Genomic DNA, 15,192 nt, shown 5'->3' on the forward strand with positions numbered 1-15,192 from the left:
GCAGTTAGGCAATCCGCCGGGATCGGACAATTGCTTTTCGGTGCGGTGAGCGTATAGGGAACCAATCGCCCCGGCCAGGCAGTCCAGACCGACTCGCTAGTGCCGGGGCTTGCTATTTTAGCCGAGGACCAAGATGACCCGTCGCCGCCAGATCTACGAAGGCAAGGCCAAGATCCTTTACGAAGGCCCCGAACCGGGCACGCTGATCCAGTACTTCAAGGACGATGCAACCGCATTCAACGCGGAAAAGCGCGGCACGATCAACGGCAAGGGCGTGATCAACAATCGCATCAGCGAACATGTGTTCACCCGCCTTTCGCATATCGGCATTCCCACCCACTTCATCCGCCGCCTGAACATGCGCGAACAGCTGGTGCGGCAAGTGGAAATCATTCCGATCGAAGTGGTGGTGCGCAATGTCGCCGCCGGCTCCATCTGCAAGCGCCTCGGCATGGAAGAGGGCGAACCGCTGCCCCACACGCTGATCGAATATTATTACAAGGACGATGCGCTGGGCGACCCGATGGTTGCTGAAGAGCATATCGCCTGCTTCAACTGGGCAAGCAATGAGGAGATGCAGGACATCTCCGCCATGGCCATCCGCATCAATGATTTCATGTGCGGCATGTTCGCGGCGATCAATATCCGCCTGATCGACTTCAAGCTGGAATTCGGCCGCATCTGGGACGGGGATTACAGCCGCGTGATCCTGGCCGACGAAATCAGCCCCGACGGCAGCCGCCTGTGGGACATGGCGACCGGCGAAAAGCTGGACAAGGACCGCTTCCGCCGTGACCTCGGCGGCGAAGAAGAAGCCTATCAGGAAGTCGCCCGCCGCCTCGGCCTGCTGCAGGACGATGGCTCCCCCGGCGAAGTGTTCGACCTTTCCGCCCACCGCAAGCTGCGCGGAAAGACGGAAAAGCCGAAGAAGTAAAAACAAAGCCCCCTCCCACACCGGAGGGGGTTTTTGTTTGGCGGACTGTCTTTCGCCTGCACCCTTTCACGCATCATTCAGCGATGTGACTTCACATCCGCGTTTCCCCTGTTACGCAGGGAGCCAGACAGGGCATGGCGGTTCCCCGCCGTAGCCGGACAATAAGCTGGCTTACTCCGACTTGAGCGGAGCGACGGGAGTGTGATGCGTTCAGTTCTTACGGCAATCGCCGCCCTATCCTTAACCGCTGCCCTTCCCGCCTATGCCAACCCGGCCCTTGACGCCGCGCAGCAGGCCGCCGCTTCGGCTGAAGCAGCAAAGCCGCTCTGGGCTTTCGAGAACAGCGACCTGCCGGTCGATACGGCCTATCGCTTCGGCGTGTTGCCCAACGGCATGCGCTACATCATCCGCCACAACGCCACGCCCTCCGGCACTGGCGAGGTGCGGCTGGTGGTGGATGCCGGATCGCTGGCCGAAAATGACAATGAACTGGGCTATGCCCATTTCATCGAGCACATGGCCTTCAACGGCTCCACCAACGTGCCCGGCAATGAAATGTACAAGCTGCTGGAGCGTGAGGGGCTGGCCTTCGGCGCCGATACCAATGCCTCCACCAATTACGACGTCACGCTCTACAAGCTGGATCTACCGCGCAACGATCCCACTCTTCTGGGCACGGCCCTGATGCTGATGCGCGAGACGGCGAGCGAAGTGACGTTCGACCAGGACGCGATCGACCATGAAAAGGGCGTGATCCTTTCCGAGAAGCGCGTGCGCGATACCTATGCCCTGCGCAATCTGGTGGACCGGATCGCCTTCCAGTACCCCGATGCCCGCTTCGTGAAGCGCCTGCCCATCGGCACGGCCGAGACCATCCAGGCCGCCACCACGGCCCGCCTGCACGAACTCTACAAGCGAATCTATACGCCGCAGAATTCCGCCATAATCGTGGTGGGCGATTTCGATCCCGATCTGGTGGAGCGCGAGATCAAGGCGCGCTTTTCGGATTGGGCCGCCGCCCCCGAGGCGCCGCAGCGCGTCGATGCCGGGCCCGTTAATCCCGCGCTGGCCGGGCAGACCGACATTTTCATCGATCCCGCTTTGCCGGAAAACGTTACCGCCAGCCGTAACGGCCCCTGGCTGGACGAATCCGACAATGTGGAAAACCGCCTGAACAATCTGCTGCGCCAGATCGGTTATGCCATCGTCAATCGCCGGCTGGATCGGCTGGCCAACAGCGAAACGCCCCCGTTTCGCGATGCCTATTTCGGCACCAGCGACGTGTTCGAAGCCGCCCGCACCACCAGCCTTGCCGTGGTCACCGCCGATGGTGAATGGCGCAAGGGGCTGACGGCAGCCGTCGAGGAATATCGCCGCGCGCTTACCTATGGCTTTTCCGATGCGGAGCTGGCGGAACAGATCGCCAATATCCGCACCGGTCTGGAAAACACCGTGGCGACGGCGGACACGCGCTACAATTCCACCTTCACGGAAGCTGCCATAAGCCTGCTGCGCGACCGGCTGGTGCCGACCACGCCGCAAAGCGGGCTCGCCCGGTTCGAGGCCGCCCTGCCCGGCATCACGCCCGAAGCGGTGCTGGCTGCGATGCAGGCGGAGGCTGTGCCGCTCGACAATCCGATGCTGCGTTTTCAGGGCCGCGCCGAACCCGAAGGCGGGGCCGCCGCGCTGCGCGCTGCCTGGAACGAGGCCGCTACCGCGCCGGTGGAAGCACGGACAGATGCCGATGCGGGCAGCTTTGCCTACACGGATTTCGGCACGCCCGGCACGGTGCTGTCGGACAAGCTCGATCCGCGCGTCGGCATTCGCGAATTGCGCTTCGCCAATGGCCTGCGGCTCAATCTCAAGCGCACGGACCTGAAGAAGGACCGGGTGAGTTTCGAGCTGAACCTCGACGGCGGGGACATGCTCAATACGCGCGAAAATCCGCTCGCCACGGCTATGATCACCAGCCTGCCGCTGGGCGGGCTCGGGCGTCATTCCTATGACGATCTGCAATCGATCATGGCGGGCAAGAGCGTGGGGCTGGGCATCAACAGCGACGGCGAAACCTTCCAGATGCAGGGCACCACCACCACACGCGATCTGGAACTGCAATTGCAGTTGCTCGCCGCCAGCATTTCCGACCCCGGCTATCGCTCGCAGGGGGAAGAACGCTATCGCCGCAGCGTGCGCGATTTCTTCGCCAGCCGTAATGCTACGCCCGCCGCCGCTCTGGGCAATGCACTGGGGGGGATCATCTCCGATGGCGACCCCCGCTTCACCATCGGTCAGGAGGCGGATTACGCCGCGCTCGATTACGACAGGCTCAAGGCCGACATCGGGGACCGGCTGGCCCATGGTGCGATCGAACTGGCGCTGGTGGGCGATTTCGACGAGGATCAGGCCATCGCCATGGTTGCCCGCACATTGGGCGCGCTGCCCCGGCGGGAGGATGACTTCCTCCCCTATGCGGAAAACCGCCAGCGCGGTTTCACCTCTGATCGCAGCCTGCGGCAGGTGTGGCACGATGGCGCCGCCGATCAGGCGATGATCCGTTTCACCTGGCCCACCCGCGACGACAGCGATCCGAAGGAAAGCGCCGCGCTCGGCCTGCTGGACGCCGTAGTGAAGATCGAGCTGACCGAGGAATTGCGGGAGAAGCTCGGCAGCACCTATTCCCCTTCCGTCAGTGCCGGCCAGTCCCGCTTCTACACCGGCTATGGCACGTTCGACATCGCCGCGCCCATCGATCCCGCCGATCTGGAAGTGGTCCGCAAGGCCATCGACACTACCATCGCCGCACTGCGCGCCACGCCGGTGGATGACGATACGCTGCTGCGCGCCCGCCGCCCGCTGATCGAGAATATCGACAATGCGCTGAAGACCAACAATGGCTGGCTGGGACTGGCCGACCGGGCACAGTCGGAGCCTGAGCGGATTGACCGCTTCCTCAATGCAAGGGCTCTGCTGGAAAGCCTGACGGCGAAGGATCTGCAGGAACTGGCCATGAAATATCTCGATCCCGCACAGGCCCTGCAGGTAGTCGCCCTGCCCCGCAAGGCGCAGTCCGCCGGGAAGGAATGAAGCACCGGCTTGCGGAAAACGCGCCATGGGGCCATAGGGCGCGCGAGTCTCCCCAGCCGCATTTGCGAAAGGCGTTGTCCATGAAAGTCCGGATCCATGTCAGCCTCAAGCCCGGCGTGCTCGATCCGCAGGGCCGTGCGATCCACCATGCCCTCGAAGGCCTTGGCTTTGAAGGCGTGAACGATGTCCGCGCCGGCCGCGAAATCGAACTGGACGTGGATGACAGCGTGAGCGACGAAGCGCTGGACGCCATGTGCAAGCAGCTGCTGGCCAATATGGTAATCGAAAATTACCGCATCGAACGGGTGACGGCATGAGCTTCCGGGGCGCGGTAGTCACCTTTCCGGGCTCCAATTGCGACCGTGACATGGCCGTCGCGCTGGAGGCCGTTTCCGGCGTTCCGGCGATCCGCGTGTGGCACGGCGATGCCGAGCTGCCCGCCAATCTGGACTTCATCGCCCTGCCCGGCGGCTTTTCCTATGGCGATTACCTGCGCTCCGGCGCGATGGCCGCCCGCAGCACGGTGATGCAATCGGTGATCGAAGCCGCCCGGCGCGGCGTTCCGGTTCTGGGCGTGTGCAACGGCTTCCAGGTGCTGACCGAGGCAGGCCTTCTGCCCGGCGCCCTGATGCGCAATGCCAGCCAGCACTTCATCTGCCGCAATGTGAAGCTGAAGGTGGAAAACAGCCAGTCGCTGTTCACCGCAGGCTATTCGGCCGGGCAGATCCTGAACATTCCCGTGGCCCATCATGACGGCAATTACTTTGCCGACGATGCCACGCTGGACAGGCTGGAAGGCGAAGGCCGCGTGGCCTTCCGCTATGCCGAAACGGTCAACGGCTCGGCCCGCGACATTGCCGGCGTGCTGAACGAGGCAGGCAATGTGCTGGGCATGATGCCCCACCCCGAACGCGCCATTGAAGAGGCACTGGGCAGCAGCGATGGCCGCGCCCTGTTCGAAAGCGCGATCCGGAGCCTGGTGGAAGCTTAATTTAATTCGGCCTCAAGCGCCGGCGGGGCCATCCGGCCCCTTGGCTTCCGCGCCATAAGGCGCGGCGCGCATTCGCGCTTGCGGGCTGCTGGACGCAGCCCGGTTCGGTTTCCGAATTAGTGTAGCCCGATGCTCGGTCCGCGATAGCGGACCGCAAGGCCGAAAGGCCGCACGCAGCCCCGCAGGGGCGAGGAATTCGCACGCGCGGATGCGTGTGTGGAAAGAAATCAGGCCGCTGCGCCTCTGCGGAACAGGGCCAGTGCATCCACGGCATCCATGGGGCGACCGAAATAATAGCCCTGGATCTTCGTGCAGCCCAGTTCGCGGATCATCGCGGCTTCCGCGGCGGTTTCCACACCTTCGGCCGTGGTTGCCATGTCGAGGCTCTGCGCCATCGCCACTACCGCGCGGATGATCGCCAGGCTCTCCACATTGTTCTTCGCCGCGCCCTGCACGAAGCTGCGATCGACCTTGATGGTGGAGAAGCGCAGCGTGCGCAGATAGCCAAGCGAGGAATAGCCGGTGCCGAAATCGTCCAGCGCCACGGAGCAGCCCAGCGCCATGATCTTTTCGAGCGTCGCCCGGGCAGTGCCCGCGTCGCGCACAAAGATGCTCTCGGTCACTTCGATCTCCAGCCGGTGTGCCGGCAGGCCAGTGGTGGAAAGCGCGGCAACCACCCGGTCGGCAAATTCCGGATCGAGCAATTGTTCGCCCGAGACATTGACTGCCACGCGCACATGGCCCGGCCAGTTGAGCGCCTCGCGGCAGGCTTCGCGCAGCACCCAGTCGCCGATGGGCAGGATCAGGCGGGTATCCTCCGCCAGCGGGATGAACTTGGCCGGACTGATGAAGCCATGTTCCGCACTGTTCCAGCGCAGCAGGGCCTCGAAGCTGACAATGGTTTCGCTGCGCGAATCCACTACCGGCTGGAACTGGAGGTAAAGCTCGCCGCGATCCAGCGCCTGGCGCAGCGCGAATTCCAGCTGGCGGCGCTCTTCGGCATCGGCATGGAGCGAAGGCTCGTAAGACCAATGGACCGAGCCCCCCTCGTCCTTGGCGCGATAGAGGGCGAGGTCGGCATTGCGCATCAGCGTTTCCACCGTCTGCCCATCGCGCGGGCCAAGGGCGGAGCCGACACTGGCCCCGACGTAAAGCGTGTGGTGATCCACATCGTAGGGCAGCGAGAGGTGATCGATCACCGCAGTCGCGACCTTTTCCACCCGATCCCGATCCGATGCGTCACGGATCACGATGGCGAATTCATCGCCGCCCAGCCGGCCGACCAGCTCGTTCTCGCTCATCAGGCCCTTTAGGCGGGCGGAGACCTGCGCAAGCAGCTGGTCCCCCACCTGATGACCCAGCGAATCGTTCACGGCCTTGAAGCGATCGAGGTCGATCATCAGGAAGGCGCAGCGCGTGCGCCATTGTTCGGCATAGCGCAGTGCTTCGCCCAGTGCCTCGGTCAACATCAGGCGGTTGGGCAGACCGGTCAGCGTATCGTACCGCGCGAGATAGGCGATCTTCTCGTCGCTCTCGCGCTGCTCGGTCACGTCGGAGCCTACGCCGCGGAAACCATGGAACGTCCCGTTCTCGTCGATCATGGGCGTGCCCGAAAGCTCCCACCAGCGTTTGCCATTGGCGATGCTGACCTGCACCAGCAGGTTGGAGAAGCTCTCGCGCCGCTTCAGCCGCTCGGCCAAATCGTGCAGGCTGGGCGGGAACTGGCCACTTTCCCAGGCCGATCCCGCGATCAGCTGGACGAAGCTCTTGCCCTCGATCTGGTCCAGCTCCTTGCCCAGCGCATAGACGAAGCGCGAACTGGCGGAGCGGACGCGGCGGGCCGTATCGATCTGCCACAGCCAGTCCGCATCGCTATCCTCGAATTCGCGCAGCAGCAGGGATACGACCTCGCTCTTTTCGGCGACGCCTGCCTCCGCAATGCGTGCCGAAAGATAAGTCCGCGCGCCCCGGATCGCGCCGCCCATGGCCAGCCCGCAGAAGGAAGCCGCCATGGCCGCATAATCATAGGCGCCATTGGTTATGAAACTGGTGATCGCCGCCCCGCAAGTGATGCCCGCGAAGATCAGCGTCGCCATCGGGGTGGCCGCGAAAGCCAGCGTGGAGCCGGTGATGAGCATGGCGGTAATGGCCCAGAAGGCCAGCCGATGCTCCATCGCGCCCACGGGCTCGAACAGGAAATAGGGCGCCGCCCAGACTATCGCGACCAGCGCGGCACTGAGCACATGGAAGACATATTCGTGGCGGGTCATGGCCCGGCGATCCACATCGCGCAGGCCGTCATCCACCCGGCTCGCATTCCACAGCACCGCCACCAGCACCAGCACCCAGCCCGCCAGCATCGGCGGCGGAACCGTGCGCGCAAAGATGCTGAGCGTGAGCATCAGCGCAATCGCATGAGCCAGGAAACGCGAGAGAGACAGCGCCTCAAGCCGCGAATATTGCAGCGCGCGCAGCCTTGCCCAGCTACCCTCATGGGGCTGGCTGACGCCGATTACGGCGAGGTTCGTCAGCTTCAGGGGAAGCTGCGGAAGGTCCGAGTGCGTATCCGTCACGCATCCGGAAATAGGGGCGAATGGTTAGCAGGGCGTAAATTGTAACTTTGCCCTGTGTCGAATCCCTATTCCACCGTCACGGATTTGGCGAGGTTGCGCGGCTGGTCCACATCCGTGCCCTTGGCCACGGCAACGTGATAGGCCAGCAATTGCACCGGCACGGCATAGACCAGCGGCGCGATCAGCGGATGCACTTCGGGCATCTCGATCGTGGCAAGGCACCCCTCGCCCGCTTCGGCCAGTCCCTTTGCGTCGGAGATCAGCACGATCTTGCCGCCCCGCGCGCGCACTTCCTGCATGTTGGACACGGTCTTCTCGAACAGGGGGCCCGAGGGAGCGAGCACGATCACCGGCACTGCCTCGTCGATCAGGGCGATGGGGCCATGCTTCATCTCGCCCGAGGCATAGCCTTCGGCGTGGATATAGCTGATTTCCTTCAGCTTCAGCGCGCCTTCCATCGCCAGCGGATAATCCGGCCCGCGCCCGAGATAGAGCACGTCGCGCGCGGGCGCGATCAAATGCGCCATGGCGGCGATTTCCTCGTCATGCGCCAGCGCGGCATTGAGGCTTGCGGGCGCTTCGAGCAGATGGCCGACGACTTCCGCCTCTTCCTCGCGGTCCATCCGGCCCTTCTTCACCGCCAGATGCGCGGCCAGCGCGGCCAGCACCGCCAACTGGCAAGTGAAGGCCTTGGTGGAAGCGACGCCGATTTCCGGACCGGCATGGGTGGGCAGCAGCAGATCCGCCTCGCGCGCCATGGAACTGGTGGGGACATTCACCACCACCGCGATCACCTGGCCTTCCGCCTTGCAATGGCGCAACGCCGCCAGCGTATCCGCCGTCTCTCCGCTCTGGGAAATGAACAGGGCCAGCCCGCCCTTTTCCAGCACCGGATCGCGATAGCGGAACTCGCTCGCCACATCAATGTCCACCGGCACGCGGGCAAAACGCTCGAACCAGTATTTCGCGACCATGCCAGCGTAATAGGAAGTACCGCAGGCCACGATGGTAACGCGCTTCACCGCCGAAAGGTCGAAATCGATCTGCGGCAGGGCCACCCCCCGTTCCAGCTGGCGGATATAGCTGCGCAATGTCTGTGCCACGACCACCGGCTGCTCGAAGATCTCCTTCTGCATGAAGTGGCGGTAATTGCCCTTCTCGATGGCGATGGAGGAAGCCCCGGACGTGGTAATCTCGCGCTCGACCGGATTATTGTCCTTGTCGAACACCTGCGCGCCGTCGCGCGTGATGACCACCCAGTCCCCTTCTTCCAGATAGGAGATGCGCTGCGTCAGCGGGGCGAGCGCCAGCGCGTCGGAGCCGAGATAGGTTTCCCCCTCGTTCTCGCCCGAGCCATAGCCGACCACCAGCGGCGAGCCGAGCCGCGCGCCGATCAGCAATTCGGGGTGAGAGCGGAAAGCGATGGCCAGCGCAAAGGCGCCGCGCAGGCGGGGCAGAACCTCGCTCACCGCGGCAGCGGGGGCCATGCCTGCCTCGATCTTCTCGGAGACGAGATGGGCCACCACTTCGGTATCCGTCTCGCTCTCGAAATGGCGACCGCGCGCCTGCATTTCCTCGCGCAGGGGGCGGAAATTCTCGATAATGCCATTATGCACCAGCGCCACTTCGCCCGTCGCGTGCGGATGGGCATTGCTGGTGGTGGGCGCGCCATGAGTGGCCCAGCGCGTATGGGCGATGCCGACCAGGCCGGGCGCAGGATCGCGTTCCAGCTCCGCCACCAGATTGACCAGCTTGCCCGGCGCGCGGCGGCGGATCAGCTGCCCGCCATCCACGGTGCAGACGCCCGCGGAATCATACCCACGATATTCCATCCGCCGAAGCCCATCGACCAGCCGCGATGCGACCTGTTCCTTGCCGACAATGCCGATAATTCCGCACATCTAGTTTTTCCGACCAAAAATTGCCTGTGTGGCGGCTTCGATTACTTCAGGAGTAAGGTTCGATGCCCCGCCACGCTGTGCCTGCCCCTTAGAGCAGAGCGCCTTGCTTGTCTTCATTGCCAATTGCAGTGTGTTGTTCGGCAGACGCGCCGAGGCGATTACGAGCAGGCTGTCCGATCACGACACCATTGCAGAGGCTGCATATATCGTCTGCCCCCCTAACGCACCGAAGGCTGCCTGTCCGGAAACGACGACATTGCGGACGTTTGCACTATCGTCATCCTGAACTTGTTTCAGGATCCATCTGACCAGATTAAGCGGCAGTTCGCGGGGAGAAATGGATGCTGAAACAAGTTCAGCATGACGGGTCAGGATGGTCCGCTTCCCACAACATTCCCGTCGCTCCGCCCGCAGAACCGCTTACCAGAAGCGGACGATTATTCAGGTCGAAATCTGTCCACGCCGCCAGACATTGGCGAGCTTGCCTCCAGGTCCGCAAGATGCCCTCCGTGCCTCGACGTGATCTGGCGCAGTCACTTCCCGGACTTCTCCGCCTTCTTCTTCTTCATCGCGTCATGGAACTGGTCGGCCCAGCCGGGCTTTACCAGCTGCTCGGCGCGGACCATGCGCAATTCGCCCTCGGCCACGTCGCGCGTCACTGCGCTGCCCGCCGCGACGATGGCGTCGGCGCCGATCTTCACCGGGGCGATCAGGGAGGAGTTCGAACCGATGAAGGCGCGCGGGCCGATCACGGTCTTGTATTTGAAATAGCCATCGTAATTGCAGGTGATGGTGCCCGCGCCGATATTGGCGCCCGCCCCCACTTCCGCATCGCCCAGATAGGTCAGATGATTGGCCTTGGCGCCGGGGCCCAGCACGGCGTTTTTCATCTCGACGAAATTGCCGACCTTGGCGCCTTCCTCCACCTTCGCGCCGGGGCGCAGGCGGGCATAGGGGCCCACTTCGGTGCCACTGGCCAGCGTTGCGCCTTCCAGATGGCTGAAGGCGCGGACGCGGGCCTTGTCCGCCACTTTGACGCCGGGGCCGAAGATCACATTGGGCTCCACCAGCACGTCGCGGCCCAGCTGCGTATCCCAGCTGAAGAACACCGTTTCCGGCGCGGTCAGCGTGGCGCCGTCCGCCATGGCCTGCGCGCGGCGGCGCTTCTGCCAGCGGGCTTCCGCCTCGGCCAGTTCGGCGCGGCTGTTGATGCCTGCCACTTCATCCGCGTCCTGCGCCACCACCACGGCGCAGGGGCGACCATCTGCCAGAGCGAGATTGACGATGTCGGGGAGGTAATATTCGCGCTGCGCATTGTCGTTCTTCACCCGGTGGAGCAGGCCGAACAATTCCTCCCCGCGCACCGCCATCAGGCCGGAATTGCACAGGCCCACGGCCCGCTCCGCCTCGCTCGCGTCCTTGAATTCCACCATCTTCCGGATCGCGCCATCCTCGGCGATCACCCGGCCATATTGCAGCGGATCGGCAGGCTCGAACCCCAGCACCACCACGGCGGGCGCATCCGCTTCATTCAACCGGGCAACCATGGCGCGCATGGTTTCGGGCTGCACGAAAGGCACGTCGCCATAAAGGATCAGCACATCGCCGGGAAAACCGCCCAGCGCGGCTTCGGCCTGCTGCACGGCATGGCCGGTGCCCAGCTGCGGATCCTGCACGGCCAGTTCCGCCCGGCCGCCGAGGGCCTGCTTCAACTGATCGCGCAGATCGCCCACCACCACCACGGTGCGTTCCGGCGCCAGCTCGGCCAGCGAGGCGAGCAGGTGCTCGATCATCGGCCTCCCGGCAATCGGGTGGAGGACCTTGTGGGTATCGCTCTTCATCCTCGTACCCTTGCCTGCGGCAAGCACGATAGCGGCGATCGGACGGTTGGCATCACTCATGGCAAGGGCAATGCCACCATTTGGTTGCGGTTTCCATATGGGCGCGGCACAGGAGACCGCGATGACCACAGTTCCTTTTTCCGCAATCGGCTTCGATCTCGACGGCACGCTGGTAGATACGCAAGGCGATCTCGGCGTGGCGGTGAATTACGCGCTCGCCCTGATCGACCGACCGCCCGTCCCTGCCGAAAGTGTCGATTCGCTGATCGGCGGCGGTTCGCGCCTGATGCTGAAGCGCGCGCTGGAACAGACCGGCGGCCCCCTTCCCGAGGCTGAGTTCGAGGATCTCTATCCCCGGCTGGTCAGCCATTACGCGGCCAATATCGCAGTCCATTCGCGGCCCTATCCCGGCTGCCTCTCCGCGCTCGACAGGCTCTCCGGCCTCGGCGTGGGCCTTGCCGTGGTGACCAACAAGCCCGAGGCGCTGTCGCTGCTGCTGCTGAAGGAACTGGACATGCTGGACCGCTTCCAATGCGTGATCGGCGGCGACACGCTGGCGCGAGCCAAGCCTCATCCCGACACGGTGCTGGAAGCCCGGGCCCGCTGCGGCGGCGGCCGCTTCGCCATGGTGGGCGATTCGTCCTTCGACGTGCGCGCCGCCAAGGCCGCGGGCGTGCCGGCCGTGGCGCTGAGCTTCGGCTATCACGACATGCCGGTGCCCGAACTGGGCGCGGATGCGGTGATCGGCCATTTCGACGAATTGCTGGGGGCGCTGGCAGGGCTTTGACATCTTTGTCGTCCCGGAATTGATCCGGGAGTGCTGGGCACGAAGTGCCAACTTCAATCTCGTCATTCCGGCTTTCGCGGGAATGACGATAGAAGGGAGTGTTCCCTGAACCTAAAACTCAGCGCCTTCGCGCCTCTGCGAGCGCCAAAAAGCGGGATCCCGGGTCAAGCCCGGGATGACAAATGAACCGGACACACCGATCCCTCCGCTGGCGAATGCGGGCTGACGCCGGGGGGAGAACAACCGAGAACGGACGGGGCCGGGCCGGTGCTGTCAGGCGCCCGCTCTGGCGAGCGGTGCTGTTGCGCGTTGTTTGATATGCGAATGGCAGGCGAAGTATCGCGGCAAACTTGTCTGCTCGGCCCTGAGCTGCATGGCGGGGAAGGCATAGGGCTCGCAAGTGAGCCTTCCCTTGAGCGGAGATGTTCCTCTGGGGCGAAACATCATCCGGCCACGCATCTGTTGCGGGCGCTGGTCCAGCGGGCCGGACAGGGCGTTGACATCCACTCTGTCCATCTGGCCCGGCTCTGCAGACAGCGCCGACCCGGCGCGGGAGAGGAGCGAAGCGCTACCGCCCCCGCAACCCGTCACTGCTGGGCCATATAACCCAAATGGTTCTCAATGTCAAGATGGAGTGCCATATGCACTCGTCATCCCGGCCATGTGCCGGGGTCCAGCTTTCTCAGAAGGCATAGCGGGATCCCGCACGACCCTCAGAAATCGAACTGCGCCCGCACCCCGAAGGCGTCCACGCCATAGGAACGATCGCCCGCCGCAGCGATGGCGGCCTGATCATATTCCATGCGCCCGTAATTGGCGATGAAGCGCGTACGCGACGTTGGCGTCCAGACGAGCGACACTTCATACCCGTTCTGCTTGCCGCCTCTTATCGGCCCGTCCACCAGATCGAGATAATCGTAGCGCAGGTTCAGCTGCACCGCGCCGATCCCGCCCTTGCCCAGCGGTTTTGCGGGCTTCACCCGTTCGAACACGCCGCCCTTGTAAGGCCGGGTATCGCCCTTGGTGATGAAATAGCCCGCCTCGACATAGCCGCCGAAGAAGGTCGGCTCCACCAGAGCGGCAGTGCGATTCACATGTTGCCAGCGGGTTTCCGCCGCGACATGGAACGGGCCCTGCACATAGGCCGCCTCCAGCCCATAGCCCACCTCTCCGGTAGAGCCGGTGATCGACCCGGTATTGATGAATTTCGTATCGGCATTGTGAATGAAGGGCCGCACCGAATAGCGCAGGCTGGCCGGATCGTCGAAACTGCGCACATGGGCCGAGGCGCCCAGATGCAGGCGCCCGGCGCCGAGTTTGGGCGCATAGACCACCCGGCCGTCAAAGCTGTGGCCGCGATCGTTTCCGCCCAGCACGCTGTCGATATCGTCAATAAAGGCCCCGCCCTGCACCAGCACATCGCCAGTGCTGTATGTGGCGCTGAGGCCCGTGCGGCGCTCATGGCCGAAAGCGGTGTTGAGGGCCGCCCGTTCCGCAAAACTGGGGAACAGGTCGCTGGTCATTTCCTCCAGCCCCCAGAACGGCTTCTGGTTGCCCAGGGTGACGCGCAGGTTCTTGGCCGCATCCCAATAGAGATAGACATCGGTCCAGGTGACGGTGCTGCCCTCGATCGCCCCGGCAAACTCCCCTTCGATGCGGAAGCCCAGATTGCCCGGCATCTTGCCGTCAACGCCGAGATAGGCGCGGCGCACTTCCACATCGGCATCCAGTCCGCCCGGCGTCACCGCATCGGCCGCTTCTTTCACTTCCGGCGAGGCATCGACCCAGCCCGCATCGATCTGCAACCGCCCGCGCGGCTGAAGCGACCATTCGCTGTCATCCTGAGCCAGAGCGGCGGAAGGATTCGCGACCGCGCCAATCACGCAGAACGCAAGGGCCGAAATGGCGGAATATCGAAGGTTAGAGCGCACGTTTTATGGTATCCGATTCTCTTTATGACATTTCGATTGCGCCACTAGGTCAACTTTAAGACTCTTGTATGACAATATTCCAATCATACTTCCGCTACGGCATCGCAGCTATTTAAGCGGGTGGTTGAAACACCCGCTAAGCCGTGCCATCCCGCCTCTGTCTGCGGCGTGGCGCCCGCCCATCCCTTCGGGAGAGCCCGCCGGCCCTTTTTCGGAGAGCTTGCCATGTCCATTTCCTTCGAAGGTCGCGTTGCCATTGTTACCGGTGCGGGCGGAGGCCTCGGCCGCGCCTATGCGCTCGAACTCGCGAAACGCGGGGCCAAGGTGGTCGTCAACGATCTGGGCGGCGCGCGCGACGGCACTGGCCATTCGGATGCCGCGCTGAAAGTTGTCGAGGAAATCGAGGCCGCGGGCGGCGAGGCGATGTCCAACGGCGCCTCCGTCACAGAATATGAGCAGATGGCCGAGATGGTCGCCAAGGCGAAGGAGAAGTGGGGCGGCGTCCATATCCTCATCAACAATGCCGGCGTCCTGCGCGACAAGAGCTTTTCCAAGATGGAGCCGGCGGATTTCGAATTCGTGGTGAAGGTCCACCTCTTCGGCTCCGCCTATGCCACCAAGGCCTGCTGGGAACTGATGCGCGAGCAGAATTACGGCCGAGTGATGATGACCGCCAGCTCTTCCGGCCTGTTCGGCAATTTCGGCCAGGCCAATTATGGCGCGGCCAAGCTGGGCATCGCCGGCCTTGCCAAGACGCTGCATCTGGAAGGCGCGAAGTACAATATCCGCGTCAACACCCTCGCCCCGCTGGCCGCGACGCGCATGACCGAGGACATCATTCCCGAACAGATCTTCCCGATGTTCGCGCCCGAAAACGTGGTTCCCGCCGCGCTTTTCCTGGTCAGCGAGGATGCGCCCAACAATGTGATCGTGGGCGCCGGTGCGGGCGGCTATCACTCGGCCTGGGTAACGATGAACACGCCGGTGATCCTGCCTGAAGGCGAACGCAGCGTGGAAGGCTTCGCCGCCCATTGGGACCAGATCTCCAGCCGCGAGGGCGATTTCGTGCCCGTATCCGGCATGGAGCAGACCCAGCGCGTGCTGGCCGCGATCCAGAAGGCTGCTGCCGGGGGCTGATAGCCGGACCGGG

The 15,192-nt window shown here is 63.8% G+C and carries 10 protein-coding genes; 6 read left to right on the plus strand and 4 right to left on the minus strand.

The features are described 5' to 3' along the window. Positions 1–133: 133 nt before the first annotated feature. The 4 genes from purC (at position 134) to purQ (ending at position 5,009) form a co-directional block, all read left to right on the plus strand. Positions 134–934, plus strand: coding sequence for a phosphoribosylaminoimidazolesuccinocarboxamide synthase (gene purC, locus H0274_RS06780; protein ID WP_226794150.1), 801 nt, complete (start codon positions 134–136; stop codon positions 932–934). A gap of 204 nt (positions 935–1,138) precedes the next feature. Continuing rightward, entirely contained in the window at positions 1,139–4,018 is a 2,880-nt protein-coding gene (locus tag H0274_RS06785) for a M16 family metallopeptidase (RefSeq protein WP_226794151.1), read from the plus strand. An 80-nt stretch (positions 4,019–4,098) separates the two neighbouring features. Continuing rightward, positions 4,099–4,335, plus strand: a complete 237-nt coding sequence (purS, locus tag H0274_RS06790; protein WP_226794152.1) for a phosphoribosylformylglycinamidine synthase subunit PurS — start codon at positions 4,099–4,101, stop codon at positions 4,333–4,335. Next, entirely contained in the window at positions 4,332–5,009 is a 678-nt protein-coding gene (purQ, locus tag H0274_RS06795; RefSeq protein ID WP_226794153.1) for a phosphoribosylformylglycinamidine synthase subunit PurQ, read from the plus strand. The genes purS and purQ overlap by 4 nt, the downstream gene beginning before the upstream one ends. Before the next feature lie 227 nt (positions 5,010–5,236). Here the strand turns inward: purQ and H0274_RS06800 are convergent, their stop codons facing one another. The 3 genes from H0274_RS06800 to glmU form a co-directional block, all read right to left on the minus strand. Further along, positions 5,237–7,582 carry a putative bifunctional diguanylate cyclase/phosphodiesterase gene (locus tag H0274_RS06800; RefSeq protein WP_226794154.1) on the minus strand — a complete coding sequence of 782 codons (2,346 nt, stop codon included), beginning with the start codon at positions 7,580–7,582 and terminating at the stop codon, positions 5,237–5,239. 65 nt (positions 7,583–7,647) lie between these two features. Next, on the minus strand, positions 7,648–9,483 hold the full coding sequence (gene glmS, locus H0274_RS06805) for a glutamine--fructose-6-phosphate transaminase (isomerizing) (protein ID WP_226794155.1): 1,836 nt from the start codon (positions 9,481–9,483) through the stop codon (positions 7,648–7,650). A gap of 533 nt (positions 9,484–10,016) precedes the next feature. Next, entirely contained in the window at positions 10,017–11,384 is a 1,368-nt protein-coding gene (gene glmU, locus H0274_RS06810; protein ID WP_226794156.1) for a bifunctional UDP-N-acetylglucosamine diphosphorylase/glucosamine-1-phosphate N-acetyltransferase GlmU, read from the minus strand. 61 nt (positions 11,385–11,445) lie between these two features. Between glmU and H0274_RS06815 the strand changes: the two genes are divergently transcribed. Beyond that, positions 11,446–12,111 (plus strand): HAD-IA family hydrolase, encoded by a 666-nt coding sequence (locus H0274_RS06815; protein ID WP_226794157.1) that lies wholly within the window; start codon positions 11,446–11,448, stop codon positions 12,109–12,111. A gap of 713 nt (positions 12,112–12,824) precedes the next feature. On the opposite strand, the gene H0274_RS06820 is transcribed toward H0274_RS06815, so the two are convergent. Further along, positions 12,825–13,994 (minus strand): OprO/OprP family phosphate-selective porin, encoded by a 1,170-nt coding sequence (locus tag H0274_RS06820; protein ID WP_226794158.1) that lies wholly within the window; start codon positions 13,992–13,994, stop codon positions 12,825–12,827. Between the two features lie 273 nt (positions 13,995–14,267). On the opposite strand from H0274_RS06820, the gene H0274_RS06825 reads away from it, so the two are divergent. Continuing rightward, complete coding sequence (locus H0274_RS06825; RefSeq protein ID WP_226794159.1) at positions 14,268–15,179, plus strand: SDR family NAD(P)-dependent oxidoreductase; 912 nt, start codon at positions 14,268–14,270, stop codon at positions 15,177–15,179. Positions 15,180–15,192 lie beyond the last annotated feature (13 nt).

Source organism: Fulverythrobacter ferritrahens (assembly GCF_020539485.1).
GTDB classification, from domain to species: Bacteria; Pseudomonadota; Alphaproteobacteria; order Sphingomonadales; family Sphingomonadaceae; genus Andeanibacterium; species Andeanibacterium ferritrahens.

Bases quoted from the DNA above. Each gene is read 5' to 3' on its own strand.
- purC (WP_226794150.1), top strand. From the start codon at position 134: ATGACCCGTCGCCGCCAGATCTACGAAGGCAAGGCCAAGATCCTTTAC.
- H0274_RS06785 (WP_226794151.1), top strand. From the start codon at position 1,139: ATGCGTTCAGTTCTTACGGCAATCGCCGCCCTATCCTTAACCGCTGCC.
- purS (WP_226794152.1), top strand. From the start codon at position 4,099: ATGAAAGTCCGGATCCATGTCAGCCTCAAGCCCGGCGTGCTCGATCCG.
- purQ (WP_226794153.1), top strand. From the start codon at position 4,332: ATGAGCTTCCGGGGCGCGGTAGTCACCTTTCCGGGCTCCAATTGCGAC.
- glmS (WP_226794155.1), bottom strand. From the start codon at position 9,483: ATGTGCGGAATTATCGGCATTGTCGGCAAGGAACAGGTCGCATCGCGG.
- glmU (WP_226794156.1), bottom strand. From the start codon at position 11,384: ATGAGTGATGCCAACCGTCCGATCGCCGCTATCGTGCTTGCCGCAGGC.
- H0274_RS06815 (WP_226794157.1), top strand. From the start codon at position 11,446: ATGACCACAGTTCCTTTTTCCGCAATCGGCTTCGATCTCGACGGCACG.
- H0274_RS06825 (WP_226794159.1), top strand. From the start codon at position 14,268: ATGTCCATTTCCTTCGAAGGTCGCGTTGCCATTGTTACCGGTGCGGGC.